Below are 21,958 nucleotides of genomic sequence, written 5' to 3' on the forward strand. Positions count from 1 at the left end.
GAAGTGAAGCTTTATGCGCATAAACCTAGGCCAAAAGGCCAGCGCATGTCGAGTTTCACTAATTTGACTGGAAAAAATACTACGTCAATGTAGAATTCAACGAACTTCAAAAAACTCGGAGCAAAACGTGGCAGCGGAAATCATAGCGATCACGCAGCAGAAGGGCGGGGTCGGCAAGAGCACCATTGCGATGCACTTGGGGGCAGCTTTTCACGAGAAGAAGAAGCGAGTTCTCGTCGTGGATGCGGATGGTCAAAACACACTGGTTCATTGGTCCAGCGCTGCCTCAGACGGTGCTCACGGGATTCCGTTTCCTGTTGTGAATTTGTCGGAAGCAGGGGGACAGATCCACCGCGAGATCAAGAAGTTCATCAATGACTACGACATCATCGTGGTAGATTGCCCGCCCTCGATCACAGAGAAGGTTTCGGGCGTGGTTCTACTTGCAGCGAGCGTCGCTGTTATTCCGACGTCTTCCTCACCAGCGGACTACTGGTCAAGCGTAGGTCTGGTCAAGCTGGTCCAGCAAGCGCAAGTCATGAACGAAGATTTGCGCGCCGTCTTCCTGCTCAACAAGACCGAAGAGAAGCGCATGCTGACGCGCGAGCTCAAGGTAGCCCTCGAAGAGCTTGGTTTTCCCTTGCTCAGAACTCAAATCCCCACTCGCGAGTGCTACAAGCAGGCGATGGCACTTGGCCAGACCGTGCTTCAGATGACCGATCGTGGTTCACGTCTCGCTGCGATAGAGATTCGCGCCGTCGCCGATGAGATTCTCGGCATGCTCTCCTGAATTTATGCGCATAAAGGACCCTGAATGAAACCGTCCCAGTTTGCAAAGGGCTTCAAGGCCCGTCCCGATTCCACGAGCAGCGAGAAGCGCACGGCACTTGACCGCCTCAATGCGATCGACGGAATTGTCGATATCCAGCAGGCAAGCCAGGCCGCTGCAAACGGCCGCTCCAGCGCCTTTGCTGCTGACGACACCGTCGATGCCATCAGCGGCGCCGAAACCGATGAATATCGAGCCTGGAGACGAGCGAACCGCTATACCACCGGCCAAATCATCGAGCTGCCGCTCAAGTCGATCAAGCCGAGTCCATTCAATCCCCGCCACTTTTATCTGAAGACGTCGATCGCCGAACTTGCTGTCAACCTCGCGAAGCAAGGGCAGCAACAGGCTATCCACGTCATCCCTGACTACACCAGCCCAGGAACCTTTTTCGTCAGCGACGGTGGCCGTCGCGTGCGCGCGCTGAAGGAGGCAAACAAGGAGACGGTCAAGGCAGTGGTTGTTGACTTGCCTATCGGCATCGAGAGTTACAAGCTGGGCTACGATCTGAACGTCCAACGCGACTCGCAGACGGTGTTCGACAATGCGGTGGTATGGCGGCGGTTCCTCGACGAGAAACACTTCCAGAGCCAGCGCGAATTGGCCGAGCATCTCGGACTCGACGAATCGACGATCGCCGTGGCTTTATCCATCGCCAAGCTACCCGAGACCGTTATGCAGGAGATGGTCACACGACCGGACCGTTTCGGCTCGAACATGGCCTATCAAATCACGCGCTACCATACCGCGCGGGGTAGCGAGGCGACGCTACGCCTCATCAACAAGATCACATCCGACGATCTCAGCACACGCCAAGTGGCCGATATCGTAAAAGGACGCGCAAGCGGTCAGGCTGCCTCCAAGACGCCGAGTCGTCAGCGCTATGCCCAGCGACTCGAAATCAAGCTGGACGGCATCGCGGTAGGTGATTTGAAGTCTTACGGAGAAGATCGACTCGAACTTCGTTTGCGTGGCTTGTCGCGTGAAAAGCGCGATGAACTGCTGCATCAGATCGAGACGATGCTCGAATCGGGACAGCTCAAGAAATGAGAGTCGCCTGTCGTCGGGGCTGGGCCCTGACGACGCTACGGGACGGTTTCCCTCCAGCCGCGCCGGGATTCAGCTGGCGCGCGACTGGCTCAGCGTGAACGAGAGAAGATCTCCATCGGTGGGCTCGCCCCAGGTCTTTCGTGCAAGCCAGTCGAAGAACGACGTCTCGCCCAGCTTCGAATCCAGGCCGCGCTTGCGCCAATCCTCGCGCATATGCGCCCCCAGTCCCGGAAGCACATCTTCTTCGAACGACTGCCGCGCGACTTCCCGTTCATCCTCACCTTGCTCGTCGTAGAGCACGCGCGCTTCCTTGCGTCGATAAGCCGAGAACTCGCTCAGCAGGCGCGCCTTGAGATCGTCGGCGCCATTGACCGCCGCGGCCACGGCTGCACGCGGCGCGGCACCGTTCGCAACCGGCGGAACGGTATCCACGGGGGGCGCGTAGCCTTTCTTCAGTGCATCCTTGAACAAGGCAGCGGCGCTCCGAACCGCCGGCAACGTCGTGCTGCGCATGCGTTGCTCCGTCATCTGCAAGGCCGCGCGAATCCGGTTCTCTTCACTGTCCGCGTAGAGCGTCTGCGCATCCTTGAGCGGGATACCGATCTTCACCATCCGATCGACCAGCGTGCTATCGAAGACATTCGGATGCTCGTCCAGCGCCAGCATGGGCTGTTTCCGCTCGGTCACGCGAAACTGGATTTCAGCGACTCGACGTCCCTCTCTGTGTTCCACCAACTCGACGAAGATGTTCGTCACCGCGTTCACTTCAGCGATGGCCGGACGCAAGTAATCCCGCTTGAAGTATTTGTACTCTCGCTTGGCTTCGTCGCCCGCTTCCGTGTCCGGCGTACCGGATAAGATCGGCCGCCACCACTCCCAGGTCTCGCGCATTGTCAGATGGCTGGGATTGGTCAGGTATCTCACGCAAATCTCATACAGCGCGAGGCCGGCGCTGCTGCGCAATTGACTCTGAAACTGAAGGCTCAGACGAGCGTACTGGACAGGATCGAGCAGCTTTTTCTTGATCTTCGGCGCGAAAGAAAATTCCACCCAGACTCGACGGGTCGTCGGGTCCTCGAGAATTTCAGCGTCAGCGATGAGCGTGGATATGCCCCATTTGCGTCCAGGCTTCTGACTTGAGGTACCCGTACTCCATTCGACCTGCACCGAGACCATGCGCCGCAAATGTTCCTTGACCAAGGCCGTGTCATTCGAATCGAATGCAGAGTTGGCCACAATGTCCGACAACAGCGCGCGATAGGTGTCGCCGGACTCGTCCGCCTGCTGTGCAACGGCTAGAAGCACGTTGAACAACTTGCGAGTAAGCAGGGTGATCTTTCCGCTTTTCGGCTGAATTGCAATGGCTTCGACGGCCTTGCGTAGCTCCGCCGAGCTTGGGCTGACGACGTCGGTTTTCTTGGCGCGCTTGGTTGCCATGCGGTAAACAAATTCGAGGTTGCGGGAAGCATACCGACTGGGGTGAATGACGTCTATAGGGTCAACCTCACCGTAGAGCGGTGAAGCCTTGTATGGGGCGTCCACTCACTGCGGTGCGATCCCGCAAACCCTCACCACTCACCAATCGACCGCATCCAAGCAGTGCCGTATCCGCGCGGGTAAACGGGGAACGCCGTTTTGTTGAGGTTTCCATGGCTCGCTTGATGACTCCCGAAAATGCTCACGTTAAAAATTTTTTCGCGGCGCCCCTTGTGGCGGCGCTGACACGGCGTACCGGTGGTGGCCATGCAGCCGACGATGTGCTGGTGTCGAATGAAGCCGACGAGTGCTCAGAGTGACTTCTTTGCCCGTCCGACGCAGAACATCTCCTGAAAAACCTCACCTTTGCACCAAAAAGACTCGATGTATGCTGCTTCACGACGCTCAGTTGGCCTGCCTTCATGCCTGACTCGCTCCCGATTTGCCTCACCTTAGGTCAAGACAGGTGGTGCGAAACCTCGAAGCGACCGTATCTGATCTCCCGAAAAACCTCACCTTTCAATAGCTGCAAAACAAAAAACTCGTCTTTGCAGGCACTTATCTCGCTTTCTTCACGCTCGTTCGAGTGCGAGCACTCCCGTGGAACCTCACCTTTACCTGCTACTTGCCGTCGTAGCGATGGATGTGACAGCTCCTGAAATCTCTCACCTTTAGCGCAGCGCAAATCATCCCAAGCTCGATAAGCCATTGTTTCAAATATACTTTTATGAAGTCGAGCGGACTCTATTCATATGTGAGAACTGCCGAGAACGCGTTACGTCCCGTAAATTCTCACCTTTCTCATGGGGATTCTCCCCGAAATGGAGCGTATTGGCAGGCCTATGACGCCCCGAAAAGTCTCACCTTAAGCTCAATAAAGGCCTCCAGAGGGGCGGGCGATGGTGAATCTGCCCCTAGCGACTCCTGCAACCTCTCACCTTTGCCGCTCTTATCGAGTGAAAATCAAAGCCTGGAGCCGTTCACAGCCCGAAAAGTCTCACCCTCATGATCCTTCGAGTCCCGAATCGCCTCACCAATACGTAAAAATTGCCGGTTGCAACCCACGTTCAGAGCATTCTGGCTGGTCCCGAAAACGCTCACCCATCAGCAGGGTCCGCAAACAACGAGCAATGCGTGCCTCAACGGATCGGAGCTGCCAAGCTCCCGGAAAGTCTCACCCCACCAGAACGGGCGGTCCCTGAATCCGCTCACGATGTCTCCTGTTGGTTCTCACGATGCTCCCCGAAGCCCATCACCGCAGACTCCCGCAGACCTTCACCATCCATCCCGGAGGCTCTCACCCAACCTCTCGCAGAGCCTTATCCAGCAAGGGTTTCGCCAGGCGTTAACGCTTTTAACAAGGTTCAAAGGTGTTTACTTTCTAATACTCTCAACGGGTGCCGAGTCTTCAGAAAAAAAATGAACGCAAACGACAATCTCGCTTCGTGAAACACTAGCGCTCGCAACGAGCCAGAGTAAAATGCATAAAAAACATAGAGTTAAGGCTCTTAGCTCATTATGTTTCACGAATAGGCCATTCCGGGAGCCATTGGAAATGAGGCAATCCGTGCAGCGTGAGTGGAAACCAATGCATCCCCATCGGAAAACTTGAATTTAGTATCAAACAGAACGTAAAACGTTATGATCGATACCTCGACCTTGGCGTTTTAAGCTATGAATCCAGACTTTCGCACTACCCTCAGAGACGAAATCGAGGCCATGCGAGCCAACGGCGCGCGCCGGCAAGATCTCTCCTTGCACGCTTGCAAGCGTCTCTTCTTCGACTTCGGCATCAGGCCGTCGGTGACGACGGTCCGTGAAATCACGCAAATCGGCAGCGCGAGCGATATTCCCCGAGATATCGATGCCTTCTGGACAGAATTGCGGTCTTCGCTTCGTACCCGGCTCGATGCCGGCGCGATCCCGGATTCACTGAGAGATCGCGCCGGCGAGCTGTTCGCAGCGCTCTACGACGATGCACTCCAGCACGCCCGCAGTGCGCTGGCAGAGGACAAGGCCCGTCTTGATACTGCCATACGAGCGGCCGAGTCTCAGGCTCGCGACGCAGATATTCGCTGCGAAGCGACCGAGCAGGCGCGAGAACGGGCCGATGCCCGCGCAGAAGCCGAAGTCGCGCGTGTCGCCGTGCTCGAGGCCGAGCTAAACGCACTTCGGAGCCAGCGGGTGGAAGCCCAGACGGGCCTGCGCGAGATTGTCGCTCGTTGGGAGACGGAAAATGAGGCGCTTTCCGTTCGTCTGCAACAGGAGCAGTCGACGGCGGCACGTCTGCACGACCGGGTTGACGAGTTGCAGAGCGAGATGCGTCAGAGTGCGGAACACTACGCTCAGCAAATCAAGGATGCCGTGAAGGAAGCCGAACGGCGCGTGAGGCCCATGCTCGTCGAGCTCGATTCCCTGCGCGGCATGGCGGCCACGTACCAGACGGGCATGCGCGAGACGGGCCAAAAGGAATTCGACTTCATTCAACAGCTGAGCGCAGCCAGAAGCCGCGTCGAGAGGCTCGAGTCCCAAGTGCGCGTTCAGTCCGATGAGATCGACGCGCTTGTGCGCGAGCGCGATATCCGGGATACCCAGGCGAGCGTGAGCAACGAAATCGGCGAATTGCTTGCAGCACTGGCGGTGGACGGGCGCCTGACCACCACGGAAATCGCCGGGCTCGGCACTCAGGTCGATATGCACGTCGTCACGCCGATCATCTGTCCGGGCTGCGCTTCGGGCGAACCCGAAATGCAGCGCCACGAGGATGAGTTCGAACTGTCCTGCCCGCAGTGCGAAAGGACGTCGGGCGCCGTAGCATCGAAACTCGCGGCAGTCGATGAGTTTTTCCGCTCCGTCCGCGTCAGCCATCCCTGAAAGACAGGAAGACAAGTTGCCCGAAAATCAAAGGTGAGGATTTTCGGGACCGTTGTCGAGCCATGATGAGCTCACGCATTGGCGCCGGTTTCATGGGCGTGCGCGAGATCCCGCTCCCGTATTTGCTCACCCATCCAGTCCTGCCACGCGCGATAAAGACGGTGTGCCGACACTGTCTGCTGAAGCCCGAGCCACTGTCCGACTCTGTCTGGATCTGTTCCGTTCTCGAATAGTTCGGCAGCGTAAGTGTTACGCAGTGTTTGCGGACTAGCCCTGGCGACGCGCGAGGCCGCAATGCCGGACGCGTCCACGACGGCGTCGATCGCACGCAGCATGGTCGCCTTGTGCATCGAACGACCGGACAAAGCCGCGGGAAACAGCAGGTCACCGGCATGACCCGCTGTCTTGCGTTCTGCCAGCCACGGGTCGAGCAGATCGAGCGCGAACGGCGCTAGCCGCGCCTGTCGAATCAGCAACGGGTTGGCCGCGTCCACGGTCAGATAGGGCGCGCCCGCTGCGTAACACTCGACGGTCAACTGCGCCGCTTCGCCCGTCTTCACGCCGGCGCCGAGAAAGGCCGCCACCAGCGCCCGGTCGCGCCGCTCCCGCCAGCGCGGGCCCGCCAGCAGCGAGCCCAGGGGCGAGTGCAGATGCGCGATGAGCAAGGCACGCTCGTCGTGCGTGAGAAAGCCGGTGGGCTCGTTGTCACGGGCCTTGCGCCATGCCGCGTCTCCATCCTGAGCGATGAACCGCGCAGGGTTCGTTGCCGCCGATTCGACTTCCCGCACATGATCGAGCACGCGCTCGATGAGTCTCAGATAGCGCATCCGCTGCGGCCGGCGAATGTCCAGCTGCGCCACGAATTGTTCGATAACGGGCCGCTGCACGGTGTTGAGCGTCGCGCGACGGGACGTCAGCCACTCGAGAAAGTTGCCCCATTGCGCACGGTAGACATCCGCCGACGATGCTCGAAACTCCTGTTGAGCCAGCCATGCGTCGAAGGCGGAGTGGGGGTCGGCTTGCCAATCAGCGCGCTGTTGGTCGAAGAGATCGGAAGTGTTCGGCATGGTGTCGGTAGCGCGTGCCTCGCTGTGTTGCACTGTGGACAGGGTCGTGCCTCGTGTCCCGCACGTCAAGCACGGGTGTGATGATTCTCGGAATGTTCGTCCGTGGCGATCCCAAGGCTATGGCGCCTGCGCGGACCAAACGCGATGATGGTGCCCGTATAGACCACCGATGAGAGAACTCCGATTTCTCGGCAAACATCGTGTGGAAGCGTCGGGCGGCCTTAGCGACAACTTGATGTGTCGGGCACGCGGCTTGTGCCGCGTGTCGGGAAACTTCGCCTTAGTGCGCGGCGATCGCCAGTTGCGGTCGGCCATGTCGAGCAGCGCGCTCGTAGGCATCGACAGCAAATGCAAACACGGCGGGTAAGGCATCGGACGAAGCGACATCGACTACGTCGTCGGTTTCGGGGAAATGGAAATCGTCAGGTCGCGCGAAGAGTTCGCGAAGCGTGGCTTCGTGCCGCCCGGCGAAGCCCAGATCCGCCACCGCCTCTGCCTCGATGGCATGCAGGAGACGCCAGGTCAGCGGCACGCCCTTCTCTATATAGCGACTGGCGATTTGGCGTGTGATGCGTTCCAGATCATGTACTGCGCGGGCAAACTGCCTTCTGCTGAGACTTTCGCCGTTCGACTCCATGATTCACCCCTTTGCGAGCTGGTCTTATTGTACTGTATAAACATACAGTACCGGTGCGATGAAACTAGCGTCGCGCTACTGGTCGCGGCTGTATGTGCGATTCCGCCTACGCGTCTTTCAGACATCCGCCGCTATGCGTGTTTGCCAACGAAGCGCACTGTGGAGTCATGCTTGGGAATGGTCCTGGGCGAGGTGCGCAGCGAGCGGTGGAGTACATGTGAAATGCATTGCGCACCCATCACGCTGCAAGACACGGGAGAACCGAGATGAATAAGGATCAAGTGGAAGGCGTTGGTAAGCAGGTCAAAGGCAAGATCAACGAAGGCGTTGGCAAGATGACCGGCGACAAGGTCCAGGAAGCCAAGGGCGATATGCAGCAAGCCGCAGGCAAGGTGCAAAAGGGTGTGGGTGACGCACGTGAAGACCTGAAGGACAGCGTCAAGAAGAATCCCTAAGCGCATCTGATCGGGCTGACATAGGCGCGTCACTGGCGCTGCTCGAAGCGGGACGCTCATCGTTGAGCGTCCCTTTTTTATGTTTGTCAGGGTGGGGATACCTCAGACGTTTATGCGCATAAAGTCTGTCGGCCGCAGGGCCGCAGGGCCGGCAGCCCTCAACCATGAATCACGATCAGCAGCGCCTTGGCTTCCGCGCGTCCGACGTTGCAAATCGCATGCGCTTCATCGGCCGCGTAACGTGCGGTATCGCCTGCTTTTAGTCGACGCGTTGCCCCCGACGCTTTGATCTCGATGGTCCCGTTCAGCACGGTGAGATGTTCGCGCGTGCCGGGTTCATGTGCTTCCGAGGTGAGCGACGAACCGGCTTGCAGCGTCAATTCATACCATTCGAATTTTCCAGCAAGCTCGATAGGCCCCCAAACGCGCAGTTGATAGCCACCGTTGTCTCCGGTCAAAGTCGGAATGTCGTGCGGGCCGGCCACTCGAATGGCTTCCACCGGCCTTTGTTGCATAAACAGCTGATCAAGGCTGATGCCGAGCGCGTTGGTCAGTCGCCATGCGACCGCAATGGTTGGATTGGCTTTATCTCGTTCGATTTCCGACAACATCGATTTCGACACCCCCGCCGCGCGAGACAGGTCGTCAAGTGTCAGCTGTCGCTCACTGCGCAAGCGCTGAATCATCTCCCCGACGCGCGGTGGAGTCGCACCGGCGAATTCGCTTGCCTTTCCTTCCGCTCCTGAACTTGCCATGACTCCCACAATCCCTTAGAGTGTTCGGTATATTGGAATTTTGTTCGAAATATCGAACTCGTCCAACGTATTGAATGGACTATAACAGGGCTATGGGTTACGCGAGCACGTCTGTCGGACTGCGTGCAATCTTGGCCGGCCGCCACGAACGAGGATTTGCCATGAACGATCGATACCTCAGTCATCTCCGCGGAACACTCGATGAAATTCGAGCAGCCGGTTTTCACAAGACCGAGCGCGTCATCGCCAGCCCGCAGTCGTCAGACATTCGCCTCGCAAACGGAAGTGGCGTGCTGAACTTCTGCGCAAACAACTATCTCGGACTTGCGGACGACCGCCGCTTGATCGATGCAGCCAAGGACGGCCTCGACAAGGATGGCTTCGGCATGGCATCGGTTCGCTTCATCTGTGGTACGCAGACGGTGCACAAGGAACTCGAGCACGCCATTGCGGGATTTCTGAAGACCGACGATGCCATTCTCTATTCCAGCTGTTTTGACGCCAACGGCGGTCTTTTTGAGACGTTGCTGACCGAAGAGGATGCAATCATCAGCGACGAGTTGAATCATGCGAGCATCATCGACGGCGTACGCCTTTCAAAGGCCAAGCGGTTGCGCTACAAGAACAACGATCTCGCGGACCTCGAGGCGCGTCTGCAGGAAGCCGACGCGGCGGGCGTCCGCTTCAAGCTCATTGCGACAGACGGCGTATTTTCGATGGACGGCATCATTGCCAATCTCGCCGGCATCTGCGATCTCGCCGACCGTTATCAGGCGCTCGTCATGGTTGACGACTCACATGCTGTCGGTTTCATCGGTGAGCACGGACGCGGTACGCCCGAACACTGCGGCGTGCTTGATCGCGTGGACATCATCACGGGCACACTGGGTAAAGCGTTGGGAGGCGCATCCGGCGGGTATGTCGCGGCAAGCAAGGAAGTCATCGACTTGTTGCGCCAACGCAGTCGGCCGTATCTGTTCTCGAACTCGCTGGCGCCAAGTATTGCGGCGGCATCGCTGAAAGTGCTCGAGCTGCTCGCCAGCGATGAAGGTGCTTCATTGCGCAAGCGGGTCAAGGAGAACGGCAGGCGTTTCCGCGAGGCGATGACATTGCTGGGCTTCAATCTCGTGCCCGGCGAGCATCCGATCATTCCCGTCATGTTGGGTGATGCACAACTTGCGTCGAAGATGGCCGATGCACTGCTCGATGAGGGCGTTTATGTCATCGGCTTTTCATATCCGGTCGTACCCAAGGGGCGCGCCCGTATTCGCACTCAGATGAGTGCAGCGCACACGCCGGAACAGATCGATCGCGCAGTCGACGCATTCGCACGCGTCGGACGTACGCTCGGCGTTGTCCGCTGAGCACTGGGGCAGGCTTTATGCGCATAAAGGCCAAGGCCACCCGCGGAAGCGCCGCTGGACGCGTGCCCGGTCACAAGCCTGCACAAAATCATGCACGCGACGCCAGGACAAACCGTCAAGACCACCGTCAGGACCCAAAGCAATGAAAGCTCTCGCCAAACTGGAACGCGCCCCGGGCCTCACGCTTACACGCGTGAAGCGGCCCGAAGTCGGCCATAACGATGTCCTGATCCGCATTCGCAAGACCGCGATCTGCGGGACCGATATCCATATCTGGAAATGGGACGAATGGGCGCAGCGGACCATTCCTGTGCCGATGCATGTCGGACATGAATACGTTGGCGAGATCGTTGAGATGGGACAGGAGGTGCGCGGTTTTGCCATCGGCGATCGCGTTTCCGGCGAAGGTCACATCACATGCGGCTTCTGCCGGAACTGTCGCGCAGGGCGGCGTCATCTGTGCCGCAATACGGTTGGCGTCGGAGTGAATCGCGAAGGCGCGTTTGCCGAGTATCTTGTCATTCCCGCCTTCAACGCGTTCAAGATTCCTCCGGACATCTCGGATGATCTCGCCGCGATCTTCGATCCATTCGGCAACGCAACCCATACCGCCCTCTCGTTCAACCTCGTTGGCGAGGACGTATTGATTACCGGCGCCGGACCCATCGGCGTGATGGCGGCGGCGATTGCACGGCATGTCGGCGCACGTAACGTCGTGATCACCGATGTGAACGACTACCGGCTCGAACTCGCGCGCAAGATGGGTGCAACGCGTGCCGTCAATGTGGCGAATGAAAATCTGCGCGACGTGATGAATGAACTCGGCATGACCGAAGGCTTCGATGTCGGACTGGAGATGTCCGGCGTACCGAGCGCGTTCACGGCGATGCTGGAAGCCATGAATCACGGCGGCAAGGTCGCGCTGCTGGGTATCCCGCCGGCACAGACCGCCATCGACTGGAATCAGGTGATCTTCAAGGGACTCGAGATCAAGGGAATCTATGGACGCGAGATGTTCGAGACCTGGTACAAGATGGTCGCGATGCTGCAAAGCGGTCTGGATCTCTCACCCATCCTCACGCACACCTTCCCCGTCGACGACTATCAACGCGCGTTCGACACGATGCTCTCCGGCAACAGCGGCAAGGTAGTACTGGACTGGACCGCCGAAGCGGTCTGAACACTCACTGCGCCGAGTCCGCGCGCGGCTTCGAAAACTCGGCCTGAATGGCGACGTGCACATCGTCGCCGACTGCCGGATACCACGTCGTCAGTCCAAACTGCGAGCGGTTGAAGTGTCCATCGGCCGAGAAGCCCAATGTTTCCAGCTTTGTGAGCGGATCCACCGCGTGGCCGTTGAAGCTGACGTTCAGGCTGACCGGCCGTGTCGTGCCGCGAATGGTCAGATCGCCCGTCAGCGTGCCTTTGTCGTCACCGGTGCGCTGGAAGCCCGTACTGACAAATACGATTTCCGGATAGCGCTCCACGTCGAACATATCCGGTCCCTTCAGCATGCGGTCCAGCAGCGGTACATTCGTATTGACACTCGATGCATTAATGGTCGCTCGCACGGAACTGGCGGACAATCCGTCCGCATTCCAGTCGAGTTGCGCCGTTGCCTTGTCGAATCGAATGACGAAGCGCGAGTAATGAAGATGATCGACGTCGAAACTCACATTCCAGTGATGTGCATCGAGTTGATAGTGTCCTGGCGGAACGCTCGATTCGCTCGACGACACATGATGCGTGACTACCTGCAACGGCGTGCAGGCCACCATCGACGCGACAAGACAGGTTGAAACCAGCGTCTTCAAAACTTTCATCGCTCACTACCTCGAATACGGAAAATACGAACTGGAAGATCGCGCCGGAAGCCTCGGAAACCCATGCCCGCCGTCACGTCGATTTCGCGCGCCCACACGATAATGACGCGATCCGGTAGAGTTCGCCTCGCCCTCTCTCTTAAAAAAAGGCGCCGTCGCTGCCGCGCGATGGCGGAGAACCTATGCGTCTGTCGTTACCCTGGCTCAGAACGTTTCATTCCGTGTTGCTGACCATTGCCACACTGCTGGCGTCGGGCTGGACATCCGCGGCTCACGCAAGCCTGTGTGGCGACGGTCTCTGGGTTGACGCGATGATCGCATCGCATCACGTGCATCCCGACAAGGATTTCGAGCAGTTCAACCCGGGAATCGGCGTCGAATGCTGGGTCGCGCCACAATGGGCATTGACGGGCGGCTACTTCCGCAATTCCCTGTCGAAGCCGTCTTTCTATGGCGGCGGTGTCTGGGGACCGGATTTCCTGCACTGGCAGTATGTCCGTCTCGCGGTCATGGCCGGACTGATCTCCGGCTACGACTACGGCAGCTACGGCATCGGCCATAACCACACGGTCGGCCCTGTGGCCGCGCCGCTCATCATGCTCGAATACAAGCGGGTCGGCGCCAACATCATCCTGATTCCGCCCATTCCATCGAGCGATCTCCCGTTCACGCTCGGCTTCATGCTGCGGGTGAAGTTTTAAAACGATTGAAGCAGTTGGCCTTCACACCACCCGTGCCGCATCCCTCAGACACTCGACCAACATCGTTGCGGCCGGCGTCAGCGGACTGTCGCGCCGCGTAATCACGCGCACCGACACCGCCGGCAACGGATCCGCCACCGGAAACACCGCGAGCCCTTCACGCGCCCACGGATGATCGAGCAAGCCTGCGGGCATCGACGCCACCGCATCCGATCCGCGCAACAGCCCATGCGCGATGATGAAGCTCGGACATTCGATCACCCGTCGCGGCACGGCGAGCCCGCGCTTCGCATAGGCATCGAGCAGCGCCTGCGTCGAGCTCTCGGGCGACGGATTCAGCAGCCATTCGGCCTCCGAGAGTTCAGCGAGCGACGTGGCATGACGCAACGGATGATCCGCGCGCCCGACAATCGAAGAGCGGCTCTCATACAGCTCCATGTGATCGAATTCGGGAGCGAGAAGCTCCGGCACGACCACCGCCACGACGAAGTCGAGCGACCCGTCACGCAGACGCGGCATCGCCACGCCGGGAAAGCCCTCGATAAAGCTCACACGTGCATCCGGCATCTGCCGCCTGAACGCCCGGTACGCCTGCGGCAGGATCGAGAGCGCGGCGGTCGGTGTGACGGCAGCGCTGACACTGCCCGCGCCGGCGCCCTTCATCTGCGCGATGTCGTCTTCGGCACGGCGCATCTCGCTCACGATCAGATGGGCGCGTACCCGCAACTGTTGACCGAACGCGGTGAGTTGCACGCCGCGCGCGGTGCGCAGCACGAGCGCCACGCCCAGATCCTGTTCCAGTTCCTTGATGGCCTTGGTCAGCGCTGCCTGCGACAAATGCAGAGTACGCGCCGCGGCGCGAATGCTGCCTTGCTCGGCGGTCGTCAAAAAAGCGCGCAGCTGGTGGTACTTCATGCTCATGGGCGACACCCTAGGGTTAGCACCGACAACTACCGGTAATCACGCACTCAATTTACCGTCTTTTAGTTGGCTTTTCGTCTTTATATGCTTGACGCACATCGAATCGCATCGAGCAAGGAGGAGCCTTCATGTTGTCAGTCGAACCCGTCATTCCCGGCATCGCCGCCATCGCGCAGGAATTTGTCGAAGTACGCCGGCGCATTCACGCGCACCCGGAACTGGCCTTTGAAGAAACCCAAACGAGCGAACTCGTCGCTGGCCTGCTCGCGCAATGGGGCTATGAAGTCCATCGCGGTCTGGGCCGGACGGGCATTGTGGGGGTGCTGAAGCAGGGTGAGGGCGGCAAGCGCATCGGCTTGCGCGCGGACATGGATGCGCTGCCGATCGAGGAAGCCACCGGGCTGCCGTACACGAGCCAGCACGCTCGCACGATGCACGCGTGCGGACACGACGGTCACACCGCCATGCTGCTGTGCGCCGCGCGCTATCTTGCCGACAGCCGCCAGTTCTCGGGCACGCTGATCGTGATCTTCCAGCCCGCCGAGGAAGGCGAGGCCGGTGCGCGCGCCATGCTCGAAGACGGACTCTTCGAACAGTTCCCGTGCGATGCCGTGTTCGGCCTGCACAACATGCCCGGTCTGCCGGCCGGCGACATGTTCTTCACACCTGGCCCGGGCATGGCGTCGTCGGATCGCGTGAATATCGTGGTGCGCGGCGTCGGCGGCCATGGCGCGATGCCGCATGCCGCGCGCGATCCGATGCCGGCCGTCGCATCGATCATGCTGGGGCTCAACAGCATCGTGGCGCGCGAAGTGGATGCGCAGAAGCCCGCCGTGGTCTCGGTCGGCAGCGTGCAGGCGGGCGAAGCCAACAACGTGATTCCCGAAACCGCGCTGTTGAAGCTTTCGGTACGGGCGCTCGATGCAGGCGTGCGCGCGCTGCTGCAGGAACGCATTACCGCGCTCGTTCACGCGCAGGCACTGTCCTACGGCTGCACGGCCGAAATCGACTACGAGCTCGGCTATCCCGTGCTCGTGAATCACGAAGCACCAACCGCCTTCGCCACCGAGGTCGCCGTGCAGATGCTCGGCACACAGCGCGTCGAGCCGGCAGCGAAACCGTTGATGGGCAGCGAGGACTTCGCTTTCATGCTCGAAGCGTGCCCGGGCGCGTATGCATGGATCGGCAATGGCGTCGGGTCGAAGGGAGGCTGCATGGTCCATAACCCGGGCTATGACTTCAACGACGACATCCTCGCGACGGGCGCGAGCTACTGGGTGCGCCTGGCCGAAGCCTGGCTCGCCGACTGACCTTCGGTCCGACATCGCGGAACTCATGATGAATATGTCCACACTGGCCAGCGCCACTTCCTCGTCCATTGCACCGGCCCCCGCCAGCCGGGCGGCGCGCATGCGCCTCGTTGCGGCGGCGGCCGTCGGCAATGCGCTCGAGTTCTACGACTTCACGGTCTATGCGTTCTTCGCGCTCGTCATCGGCAAGCTGTTCTTTCCGGTGCACGATCCAGTCGGCCAGTTGCTGCTGGCCGTGGCGAGCTTCGGCGTGGGCTTCTTCACGCGTCCGATCGGCGGCTTGTTGATCGGCATGTATGCGGATCGCGCCGGGCGCAAGAAGGCGATGCTGCTGACGCTCGGCCTGATGGCGCTCGGCACCGCGATGATCGCGGTCGCGCCGACCTTCGCGCAGGCCGGCCTCGCCGCGCCGCTCATCCTCGTGCTGGCGCGGCTGATCCAGGGATTCTCGGCGGGTGGCGAAGTGGGCGCATCCACCACGCTGCTGCTCGAACAGGCGCCCGCCAACCGGCGCGGTTTCTATGCGTCGTGGCAATTCGCCAGCCAGGGTTTGTCGGCGCTCGCGGGCGCATTGACCGGCGTGGCGCTCACGGCCTTGCTGACCCAGGCGCAACTCGAAAGCTGGGGCTGGCGCGTGCCGTTCATCATCGGCACGGCCATCGTGCCGGTCGGCTGGTGGCTGCGCCGCACGATGGAAGAAGCGCCCCGCAACCCCCTCGAAGCCGCGCCAAAGACGGCGAAGCTTCCGCTCGTGACGGTGTTGCGCGAACATGGCCGCGCCGTGCTCAATGGCCTCGGTCTGACGATCGGCGGCACTGCGGCGCACTTCATCATCGTGTTCTATTTGTCCATCTACGGCGTGAAGACGCTCGGTCTGCCGGGCTGGACGTCGATGCTGTCAGGCTGCGTATCGGGCGCGATTCTCTTCGTCGTCGCGCCGATCGGCGGTTATCTGTCGGACTGCATCGGCCGCAACCGGCTGGCGCAAACCACCCGCATCGTGCTGATGATCGCGATCTGGCCGGCCTTCGTGCTGCTCAACCAAGTGCCGACCACCGGTACCTTGCTCGCCGTCGTCACGGTGCTGTCCATCGTGCATTCGCTCAATGTCGGCCCGACTGGCGCGATGCTCGGTGAACTCTTCCCGCGTTCCGTGCGCGCAACGGGCGCGGCCATTGTCTACAGCCTCGGCGTCGCGATCTTCGGAGGCTTCGCGCAGTTCTTCGTCACCTCGCTGATTCTCATCACGAAGAACGTGATGGCGCCGGCGTGGTACGTGATGGGCTGCGGCGCGCTCTCCGTGATTGCGGTGGCCTGCATGCGCGAGCGTTCACGGGAGACGCTCGACTGAGCGTGGATCGTCGCGCCGCAATCCGGACCGGACAGGCGAACGAGGTGTATAACTCGACCTGTCCGGCGCACGCGAGCCCTTGACGCTGGACCCCACATCCTGAAACAGGCCAATGAAGCAGGCCAACAAGAAAAGGGGACATCCATGCGCAAGCTGCGTTCGCAAAGCTGGTTTGGCGGCAACGACAAGGACGCGTTCATCCATCGTTCGTGGATGAAGAACCAGGGCATTCCGCACGACGAATTCGATGGCCGTCCGGTGATCGGCATCTGCAACACGTGGTCCGAACTGACGCCCTGCAACGCGCACTTCCGTGAACTGGCCGAATACGTGAAGCGCGGCGTGCGCGAGGCGGGCGGCTTGCCGCTGGAGTTTCCGGTGATGTCGCTCGGCGAATCCAATCTGCGGCCCACGGCCATGCTGTTTCGCAATCTCGCGTCGATGGACGTCGAGGAATCGATTCGCGGCAATCCCATCGATGGCGTCATTCTGCTGGTCGGCTGCGACAAGACCACGCCCGCGCTGCTGATGGGCGCCGCGTCGTGCAACCTGCCTGCGCTCGCGGTGTCGGGCGGACCGATGCTCAACGGACGCTTTCGCGGCGGCACGATCGGCTCCGGCACCGGCGTGTGGCAGATGTCGGAGGAAGTGCGCGCGGGCCGCATGACGCAGGAGGAGTTCGTCGACGCCGAGTCGTGCATGAACCGCTCCCGCGGCCATTGCATGACGATGGGCACGGCATCGACGATGGCTTCGATGGTCGAATCGCTCGGCATGGGTCTGCCGCACAACGCGGCGATTCCCGCTGTCGACGCTCGCCGCCAGGTGCTGGCTCACATGGCGGGGCGGCGCATCGTGGACATGGTCAGGGACGATCTCACGATGGACCGCATCCTCACGCGCGAGGCCTTCGAGAATGCGATTCGCACCAATGCGGCCATCGGCGGTTCGACAAATGCGGTCGTGCATCTGATCGCGCTGGCGAAGCGCATCGGGGTTGAACTGACGCTCGAAGACTGGGAGCTTGGCAGCGAGGTGCCGTGTCTGGTGAACCTCCAGCCATCGGGCGAATTCCTGATGGAAGACTTCTACTACGCGGGCGGACTGCCCGCGGTGCTGCGTCAGCTGGGCGAGCAGGGACTGCTGCATCGCGACGCGCTCACGGTGAACGGCCGCACGCTCTGGGACAACGTGAGCGACGCGCCCAACTACGACGAAAAGGTCATCACCTCATTTGCGCAGCCGTTCAAGCCGCATGCCGGCATCGCGGTGCTGAAGGGTAATCTTGCGCCGAACGGCGCGGTGATCAAGCCTTCGGCGGCAACGCAGTCGCTGTTGAAACATCGCGGCCGCGCGGTGGTCTTCGAGAACGTCGAGGAACTGCACGCGAAGGTGGACGACGACGCGCTCGACATCGACGAGCATTGCATCATGGTGTTGAAGGGCGCGGGGCCGAAGGGCTATCCGGGCTTCGCGGAAGTGGGCAACATGCCGCTGCCGCGCAAGGTGCTGCAGAAAGGCATCACGGACATGGTCCGCATCTCGGACGGCCGCATGAGCGGCACGGCCTATGGCGCGGTGGTACTGCACGTGTCGCCCGAGGCGGCGGCGGGCGGGCCGCTGGCGCTGGTGCAAACCGGCGACATGATCGAACTCGACGTGGCGGCGCGGCGACTGCATCTCGATGTATCGGACGAAGAACTGGCGAGACGCCGCGCCGCATGGCAAGCGCCTGAACTGCCGCGACGCGGCTATTACCGTCTCTACGTCGAACATGTGTTGCAGGCAGACCAGGGCGCGGACCTGGACTTTCTCGTCGGTTCGAGCGGCGCGCCGGTGCCGCGCGATTCGCATTGAGCGGAGGGTGATTCATGTCCACGCCATTGCTGCCTCCGCCTCCGCCCGGCATGTGGCCGGTGCTCTACGCCTATTTCGATGCATCCAACCAACTCGACACGCGTGCCACGCGCGCGCAGATCGACGCGACGCTTGCAGCCGGCGCGCCGGCCATCGTGACACTCGGACTGGCGACTGAAGTGAATCGTCTGTCGGACGAGGAAAAGCGCGTGATGATCGATGTGTGCGCCGCGCACATCGACGGCCGCGTGCCGCTCGCGGTGACGATTTCAGGCGATAGCGTCGATGCACAAGCCGCGCTCGCCGACCATGCGCTCGAACGCGGCGCCTCCTGGCTGATTCTCCAGCCGCCTTCGAAGCGCGGCGAGCCCGAGTCGTTCTACTACGACTTTTTCGCGGCCGTGCTCGAACGCACGGGCGCTCAGGCGGGCATCCAGAACGCGCCGGAATATCTCGGCGTGGGCCTGTCGCCGCAAGCGCTTGCGCAACTGGCCGGCGAGCGGCCTGGTTTTCGTCTGCTCAAGGGCGAAGGGCCCGCCGTGACGATACGCGCGACCATCGATCATCTGCACGCACTCGGCCAGACGCTTTCCGTGTTCAATGGCCGGGGCGGACAGGAACTCGTCGATAATCTCCGCGCGGGTTGCGACGGCCTGATCGTGGCGCCGGATGCGTTCGATCATCAGGTCGCGATTCACACCGCGTTTGTCGAGGGCCGTGAACAGGAAGCCGAAGCACGTTATGCGGAGGTGCTGCCCGAGATCGTCTTCGTGATGCAGTCCCTGGAAACGCTCACCTGTTACGGCAAGCGCATCGCTGCGTGGCGCATGGGCTTCGACGTGGCCTTCGACCGTGGCGCAAAGCCCACGGCGTTCGGCATCGAATGCGCGCGGCGCTTCGCGCAACGTCTCGGGCCGACGTCGCGCGCCGTCAGGCGTTGAACTTACTCAGCCCGGTGACGTCGAGCGCCGCGTGAAGCGCTGCTCTGTCACCGTGGCGCCCCATTGCGTGCCTTCGGCCTCTTCCGCCAGCGTGAAGCCGAGCGACTCGTACAGATGACGCGCGGCATCGAGACTCTTGAAGGTCCAGAGATAGGTTTCGTCGTAATGCGCATCGACGAAGGTCATCGCGCGCGACATGAGTTGCCGTCCCATGCCGCTGCCTCTCAAACTGCCGTCGACGATGAACCAGCGCAGATGCGCGACGCGCTTCTTCAGATCGCCGTCGATGGCGAGCGAGCCGAGCGTGCGTTCGCCTTCCATCACGAGCCACAAGGCCCGGCCCGGCGCCGGCAGGCCTTCAGCGAACGCGGCGAGTTCCGTGGCGACCTTGCGCTCGAAGTACACGCCGAAGCCCGCATGATGCGCATAGAAACGCGCATGCAGGCTGGCGATATCGCCGATGCAGCCGGGCCGGTAGCCATCGACGATACGCGCGCTGCTCACAGGCGGCGCGGCTGTGCGCGTGCGCTCGTGACCTTGCGCGAGCGCGTCCGCATACAACGCGAGAGAACGCACCAGCGTTTGCTGATCTTCAGGCACGAGGCGGCGCAAGGCGTCGGAGACCTGGTCGGTTGCGAACTTGTCGATCTTGCGGCGCAGTTTCTGTCCTGCCGCGGTGAGGTAGAGCTCGGACGAGCGGGCGTCGTCGCTCGATGTCTGACGCATCACGAGTTCGGCCGCTTCTAGCCGCGCGATCTGGCGGCTCGCATTCGACTTGTCGAGACGGAGAATGCTGGCGAGATCGCGCGCCTGGATGCCGGGCTTCGCGCCGATCTCGATGATCGCGTGTACCGCCGAAGGCGCGAGGCCGCTGTCGGCGAGCGTATGGCGCATGAAGCCCAGTTCGCGCACGAGCTTGCGTGAGAATTCGCGCAGTTCGAGAATGGTCTGCGCGCGCGGCTGAAGGGGTGTATCGATGATATCCATGCTTGCTCCGTGAATCACGCGACTGGATTCGCGTAGCTGGATATTAGTTGCGATGTGCAACTTTCGCAAGTCTTCGGTGTGCTGGCATGGCTCCCGAAAACGCTCACCTTGAAGGCAATCTATCGTCTGCGGATTGCATGCGTGGACGAGAGCGCAAGAATCGGCGTGCGTCCGTGCTGCGCAAGCGCGATGCTGGTTAGTCTCGCTTGAGGAGCACGTCGATGATGAAGCCCATTACGCTTTTCCTCTGCATGTGCATTGTTTCGCATGGCATGGCGCATGCAACGCAGGCCTCGGCGCCTGACGCGGCGTCGGCAGCCGAGCCCAAGACGCTCAAGGAACGCTTGGGCGACAAGTCCAGCGACGAGCAACGCGTAGACAATTGCCATGTCCCGCCGGAGCGTCGTGGCACAAAGGTGCGCCCTGATGCATGCGCGCCCTGAGGCGCACCCGATTGTGATAACGTTGCCGGGCGTGTACTGAATCGTACAAATAAGGAGAGCCTGCTGTGTCATCTCAATCGACTTCTTCCGTGTTGCGTGTTGGCGTTCTCGGCGGCGCGAACATCGCGCGTCAGTTCACGCGCGACGTCCAGCCGAGCCAGACGGTGCGCGTCGTCGCCGTCGCGAGCCGCAGCGATGCGAATGCGCAGGCGTTCGCCGAAGCCAACCATATCGATACCTGGTTCGGCAGCTATGACGCCATGCTTGCCAGTCCGGACATCGACGCCATTTATCTTCCCTTGCCGAACAGCCTGCATGCAGAGTGGGCGATCAAGGCCGCGAATCACGGCAAGCACATCCTGTGCGAAAAGCCGCTCGCGCTGGATCGCGATGAAGCCGCACGCATGTTCGACGCCGCCGACCGCAACGGCGTGATGCTGCTCGAAGCGTTCCCGTTCTACTTCCAGCCGCAGACGGCCGCGATGATGTCGCTGATCGGCGAGGGCGCCGTTGGCGAGGTGCGCGCCATTCAGGCGTGCTTTGGCTTCACGGTGGGCAATCCGGGTGCGAACATCCGCATGAAGCCGGAGCTCGGCGGCGGCGCGCTGCTCGACGCAGGCAGCTATCCGCTGAGCCTGATTCGACTCGTGATGGGCAGCGCGCCGAGCCGTGTCGATGCCGTGGCAACGTGGGCCGACAGCAACGTCGATATCAGTCTCATGGCGACGCTCGTCTATGAAGACGGCCGGCGCGCGCAGGTGTCGTGTTCGATGGATGCCGCGAATCATCGCTATGCAAGCATCATCGGCACGCAGGGCACGATCGATACCGAGTACCTGAATCACACCAGCGACGAGGCGTCCGGCGATGCGGTCGGCTATTTGCCGAGCCAGTTGCGCGTGCGGCGCGGCATTCCGAACTCGGTGCCGTTCGAAGCAGTGCAGGCAGCAACGGGCAGCGGATTCCTGTTCGCGGCGGAAAGCTTCGCACGCATGGTCGCGACGCACGACACCGCCGCCATCGACTATTACGCGCAAGTCAGTCTCGACAACGCGGCGACGCTTGCGGCGATCATCGCCAGCGCGCGCAGCGGCAAGCCGGTCACGCTTTAGCCGGC

Annotated in this window: 19 protein-coding genes; 12 read left to right on the plus strand and 7 right to left on the minus strand. The window is 61.1% G+C overall.

Features of this window, described 5'->3' with window-relative positions:
* Nucleotides 1–127 precede the first annotated feature (127 nt).
* Both parA and QCE88_RS31895 read left to right on the plus strand, forming a co-directional pair.
* Entirely contained in the window at nt 128–790 is a 663-nt protein-coding gene (gene parA / locus QCE88_RS31890; RefSeq protein ID WP_309909248.1) for a ParA family partition ATPase, read from the plus strand.
* A gap of 24 nt (nt 791–814) precedes the next feature.
* Complete coding sequence (locus tag QCE88_RS31895; protein ID WP_309909249.1) at nt 815–1,879, plus strand: ParB/RepB/Spo0J family partition protein; 1,065 nt, start codon at nt 815–817, stop codon at nt 1,877–1,879.
* Between the two features lie 69 nt (nt 1,880–1,948).
* Here the strand turns inward: QCE88_RS31895 and QCE88_RS31900 are convergent, their stop codons facing one another.
* Nucleotides 1,949–3,316: a replication initiation protein gene (locus tag QCE88_RS31900; protein WP_309909250.1), complete on the minus strand. Its 1,368-nt coding sequence runs from the start codon at nt 3,314–3,316 to the stop codon at nt 1,949–1,951.
* 1,713 nt (nt 3,317–5,029) lie between these two features.
* On the opposite strand from QCE88_RS31900, the gene QCE88_RS31905 reads away from it, so the two are divergent.
* A complete protein-coding gene (locus QCE88_RS31905) occupies nt 5,030–6,229 on the plus strand; it encodes a DNA-binding protein (protein WP_409018257.1) in 1,200 nt (399 codons plus the stop codon).
* 71 nt (nt 6,230–6,300) lie between these two features.
* Here the strand turns inward: QCE88_RS31905 and QCE88_RS31910 are convergent, their stop codons facing one another.
* Nucleotides 6,301–7,296 (minus strand): tyrosine-type recombinase/integrase, encoded by a 996-nt coding sequence (locus QCE88_RS31910; RefSeq protein ID WP_309909254.1) that lies wholly within the window; start codon nt 7,294–7,296, stop codon nt 6,301–6,303.
* A 280-nt stretch (nt 7,297–7,576) separates the two neighbouring features.
* Nucleotides 7,577–7,933: a DUF2471 family protein gene (locus QCE88_RS31915; RefSeq protein ID WP_309909256.1), complete on the minus strand. Its 357-nt coding sequence runs from the start codon at nt 7,931–7,933 to the stop codon at nt 7,577–7,579.
* 266 nt (nt 7,934–8,199) lie between these two features.
* On the opposite strand from QCE88_RS31915, the gene QCE88_RS31920 reads away from it, so the two are divergent.
* Nucleotides 8,200–8,388, plus strand: a complete 189-nt coding sequence (locus QCE88_RS31920; protein ID WP_309909258.1) for a CsbD family protein — start codon at nt 8,200–8,202, stop codon at nt 8,386–8,388.
* 158 nt (nt 8,389–8,546) lie between these two features.
* Here QCE88_RS31920 and QCE88_RS31925 read toward each other — a convergent pair whose 3' ends face one another.
* Nucleotides 8,547–9,143 (minus strand): XRE family transcriptional regulator, encoded by a 597-nt coding sequence (locus QCE88_RS31925; RefSeq protein WP_309909260.1) that lies wholly within the window; start codon nt 9,141–9,143, stop codon nt 8,547–8,549.
* 161 nt (nt 9,144–9,304) lie between these two features.
* On the opposite strand from QCE88_RS31925, the gene QCE88_RS31930 reads away from it, so the two are divergent.
* Both QCE88_RS31930 and tdh read left to right on the plus strand, forming a co-directional pair.
* Complete coding sequence (locus QCE88_RS31930; RefSeq protein WP_309910971.1) at nt 9,305–10,507, plus strand: glycine C-acetyltransferase; 1,203 nt, start codon at nt 9,305–9,307, stop codon at nt 10,505–10,507.
* A gap of 142 nt (nt 10,508–10,649) precedes the next feature.
* Nucleotides 10,650–11,687, plus strand: a complete 1,038-nt coding sequence (gene tdh / locus QCE88_RS31935) for an L-threonine 3-dehydrogenase (RefSeq protein ID WP_309839133.1) — start codon at nt 10,650–10,652, stop codon at nt 11,685–11,687.
* A gap of 4 nt (nt 11,688–11,691) precedes the next feature.
* Here tdh and QCE88_RS31940 read toward each other — a convergent pair whose 3' ends face one another.
* Nucleotides 11,692–12,330 carry a YceI family protein gene (locus QCE88_RS31940; RefSeq protein WP_309909261.1) on the minus strand — a complete coding sequence of 213 codons (639 nt, stop codon included), beginning with the start codon at nt 12,328–12,330 and terminating at the stop codon, nt 11,692–11,694.
* A 182-nt stretch (nt 12,331–12,512) separates the two neighbouring features.
* Here QCE88_RS31940 and QCE88_RS31945 point away from each other — a divergent pair, with 182 nt between their 5' ends.
* The gene (locus tag QCE88_RS31945; RefSeq protein ID WP_309909263.1) at nt 12,513–13,031 is read left to right on the plus strand and encodes a hypothetical protein; all 519 of its coding nucleotides are present in this window, start codon (nt 12,513–12,515) and stop codon (nt 13,029–13,031) included.
* A 21-nt stretch (nt 13,032–13,052) separates the two neighbouring features.
* Here QCE88_RS31945 and QCE88_RS31950 read toward each other — a convergent pair whose 3' ends face one another.
* Nucleotides 13,053–13,946, minus strand: a complete 894-nt coding sequence (locus QCE88_RS31950; RefSeq protein WP_309910973.1) for a LysR substrate-binding domain-containing protein — start codon at nt 13,944–13,946, stop codon at nt 13,053–13,055.
* 134 nt (nt 13,947–14,080) lie between these two features.
* On the opposite strand from QCE88_RS31950, the gene QCE88_RS31955 reads away from it, so the two are divergent.
* The 4 genes from QCE88_RS31955 (at nt 14,081) to QCE88_RS31970 (ending at nt 19,411) form a co-directional block, all read left to right on the plus strand.
* A complete protein-coding gene (locus tag QCE88_RS31955; RefSeq protein ID WP_309909265.1) occupies nt 14,081–15,262 on the plus strand; it encodes a M20 aminoacylase family protein in 1,182 nt (393 codons plus the stop codon).
* Nucleotides 15,263–15,290: 28 nt separating this feature from the next.
* Nucleotides 15,291–16,613, plus strand: a complete 1,323-nt coding sequence (locus QCE88_RS31960) for an MFS transporter (RefSeq protein WP_309909267.1) — start codon at nt 15,291–15,293, stop codon at nt 16,611–16,613.
* Nucleotides 16,614–16,757: 144 nt separating this feature from the next.
* Nucleotides 16,758–18,470 carry an IlvD/Edd family dehydratase gene (locus tag QCE88_RS31965; protein ID WP_309909268.1) on the plus strand — a complete coding sequence of 571 codons (1,713 nt, stop codon included), beginning with the start codon at nt 16,758–16,760 and terminating at the stop codon, nt 18,468–18,470.
* Between the two features lie 14 nt (nt 18,471–18,484).
* Nucleotides 18,485–19,411, plus strand: coding sequence for a dihydrodipicolinate synthase family protein (locus tag QCE88_RS31970; RefSeq protein ID WP_309909269.1), 927 nt, complete (start codon nt 18,485–18,487; stop codon nt 19,409–19,411).
* A gap of 6 nt (nt 19,412–19,417) precedes the next feature.
* Here QCE88_RS31970 and QCE88_RS31975 read toward each other — a convergent pair whose 3' ends face one another.
* Complete coding sequence (locus QCE88_RS31975; protein ID WP_309909270.1) at nt 19,418–20,398, minus strand: helix-turn-helix domain-containing GNAT family N-acetyltransferase; 981 nt, start codon at nt 20,396–20,398, stop codon at nt 19,418–19,420.
* Between the two features lie 508 nt (nt 20,399–20,906).
* Here QCE88_RS31975 and QCE88_RS31980 point away from each other — a divergent pair.
* Nucleotides 20,907–21,953 (plus strand): Gfo/Idh/MocA family oxidoreductase, encoded by a 1,047-nt coding sequence (locus tag QCE88_RS31980; protein WP_309909272.1) that lies wholly within the window; start codon nt 20,907–20,909, stop codon nt 21,951–21,953.
* The last annotated feature ends 5 nt before the right edge of the window (nt 21,954–21,958 follow it).

This window comes from Caballeronia sp. LZ035 (assembly GCF_031451175.1).
Classification (GTDB): domain Bacteria; phylum Pseudomonadota; class Gammaproteobacteria; order Burkholderiales; family Burkholderiaceae; genus Caballeronia.

Bases quoted from the DNA above. Each gene is read 5' to 3' on its own strand.
- QCE88_RS31905 (WP_409018257.1), top strand. From the start codon at position 5,030: ATGAATCCAGACTTTCGCACTACCCTCAGAGACGAAATCGAGGCCATG.
- QCE88_RS31975 (WP_309909270.1), bottom strand. From the start codon at position 20,398: ATGGATATCATCGATACACCCCTTCAGCCGCGCGCGCAGACCATTCTC.
- QCE88_RS31900 (WP_309909250.1), bottom strand. From the start codon at position 3,316: ATGGCAACCAAGCGCGCCAAGAAAACCGACGTCGTCAGCCCAAGCTCG.
- QCE88_RS31925 (WP_309909260.1), bottom strand. From the start codon at position 9,143: ATGGCAAGTTCAGGAGCGGAAGGAAAGGCAAGCGAATTCGCCGGTGCG.
- QCE88_RS31940 (WP_309909261.1), bottom strand. From the start codon at position 12,330: ATGAAAGTTTTGAAGACGCTGGTTTCAACCTGTCTTGTCGCGTCGATG.
- tdh (WP_309839133.1), top strand. From the start codon at position 10,650: ATGAAAGCTCTCGCCAAACTGGAACGCGCCCCGGGCCTCACGCTTACA.
- QCE88_RS31955 (WP_309909265.1), top strand. From the start codon at position 14,081: ATGTTGTCAGTCGAACCCGTCATTCCCGGCATCGCCGCCATCGCGCAG.
- QCE88_RS31930 (WP_309910971.1), top strand. From the start codon at position 9,305: ATGAACGATCGATACCTCAGTCATCTCCGCGGAACACTCGATGAAATT.
- QCE88_RS31910 (WP_309909254.1), bottom strand. From the start codon at position 7,296: ATGCCGAACACTTCCGATCTCTTCGACCAACAGCGCGCTGATTGGCAA.
- QCE88_RS31945 (WP_309909263.1), top strand. From the start codon at position 12,513: ATGCGTCTGTCGTTACCCTGGCTCAGAACGTTTCATTCCGTGTTGCTG.
- QCE88_RS31970 (WP_309909269.1), top strand. From the start codon at position 18,485: ATGTCCACGCCATTGCTGCCTCCGCCTCCGCCCGGCATGTGGCCGGTG.
- QCE88_RS31915 (WP_309909256.1), bottom strand. From the start codon at position 7,933: ATGGAGTCGAACGGCGAAAGTCTCAGCAGAAGGCAGTTTGCCCGCGCA.
- QCE88_RS31895 (WP_309909249.1), top strand. From the start codon at position 815: ATGAAACCGTCCCAGTTTGCAAAGGGCTTCAAGGCCCGTCCCGATTCC.
- QCE88_RS31965 (WP_309909268.1), top strand. From the start codon at position 16,758: ATGCGCAAGCTGCGTTCGCAAAGCTGGTTTGGCGGCAACGACAAGGAC.
- QCE88_RS31920 (WP_309909258.1), top strand. From the start codon at position 8,200: ATGAATAAGGATCAAGTGGAAGGCGTTGGTAAGCAGGTCAAAGGCAAG.
- QCE88_RS31950 (WP_309910973.1), bottom strand. From the start codon at position 13,946: ATGAAGTACCACCAGCTGCGCGCTTTTTTGACGACCGCCGAGCAAGGC.
- QCE88_RS31960 (WP_309909267.1), top strand. From the start codon at position 15,291: ATGAATATGTCCACACTGGCCAGCGCCACTTCCTCGTCCATTGCACCG.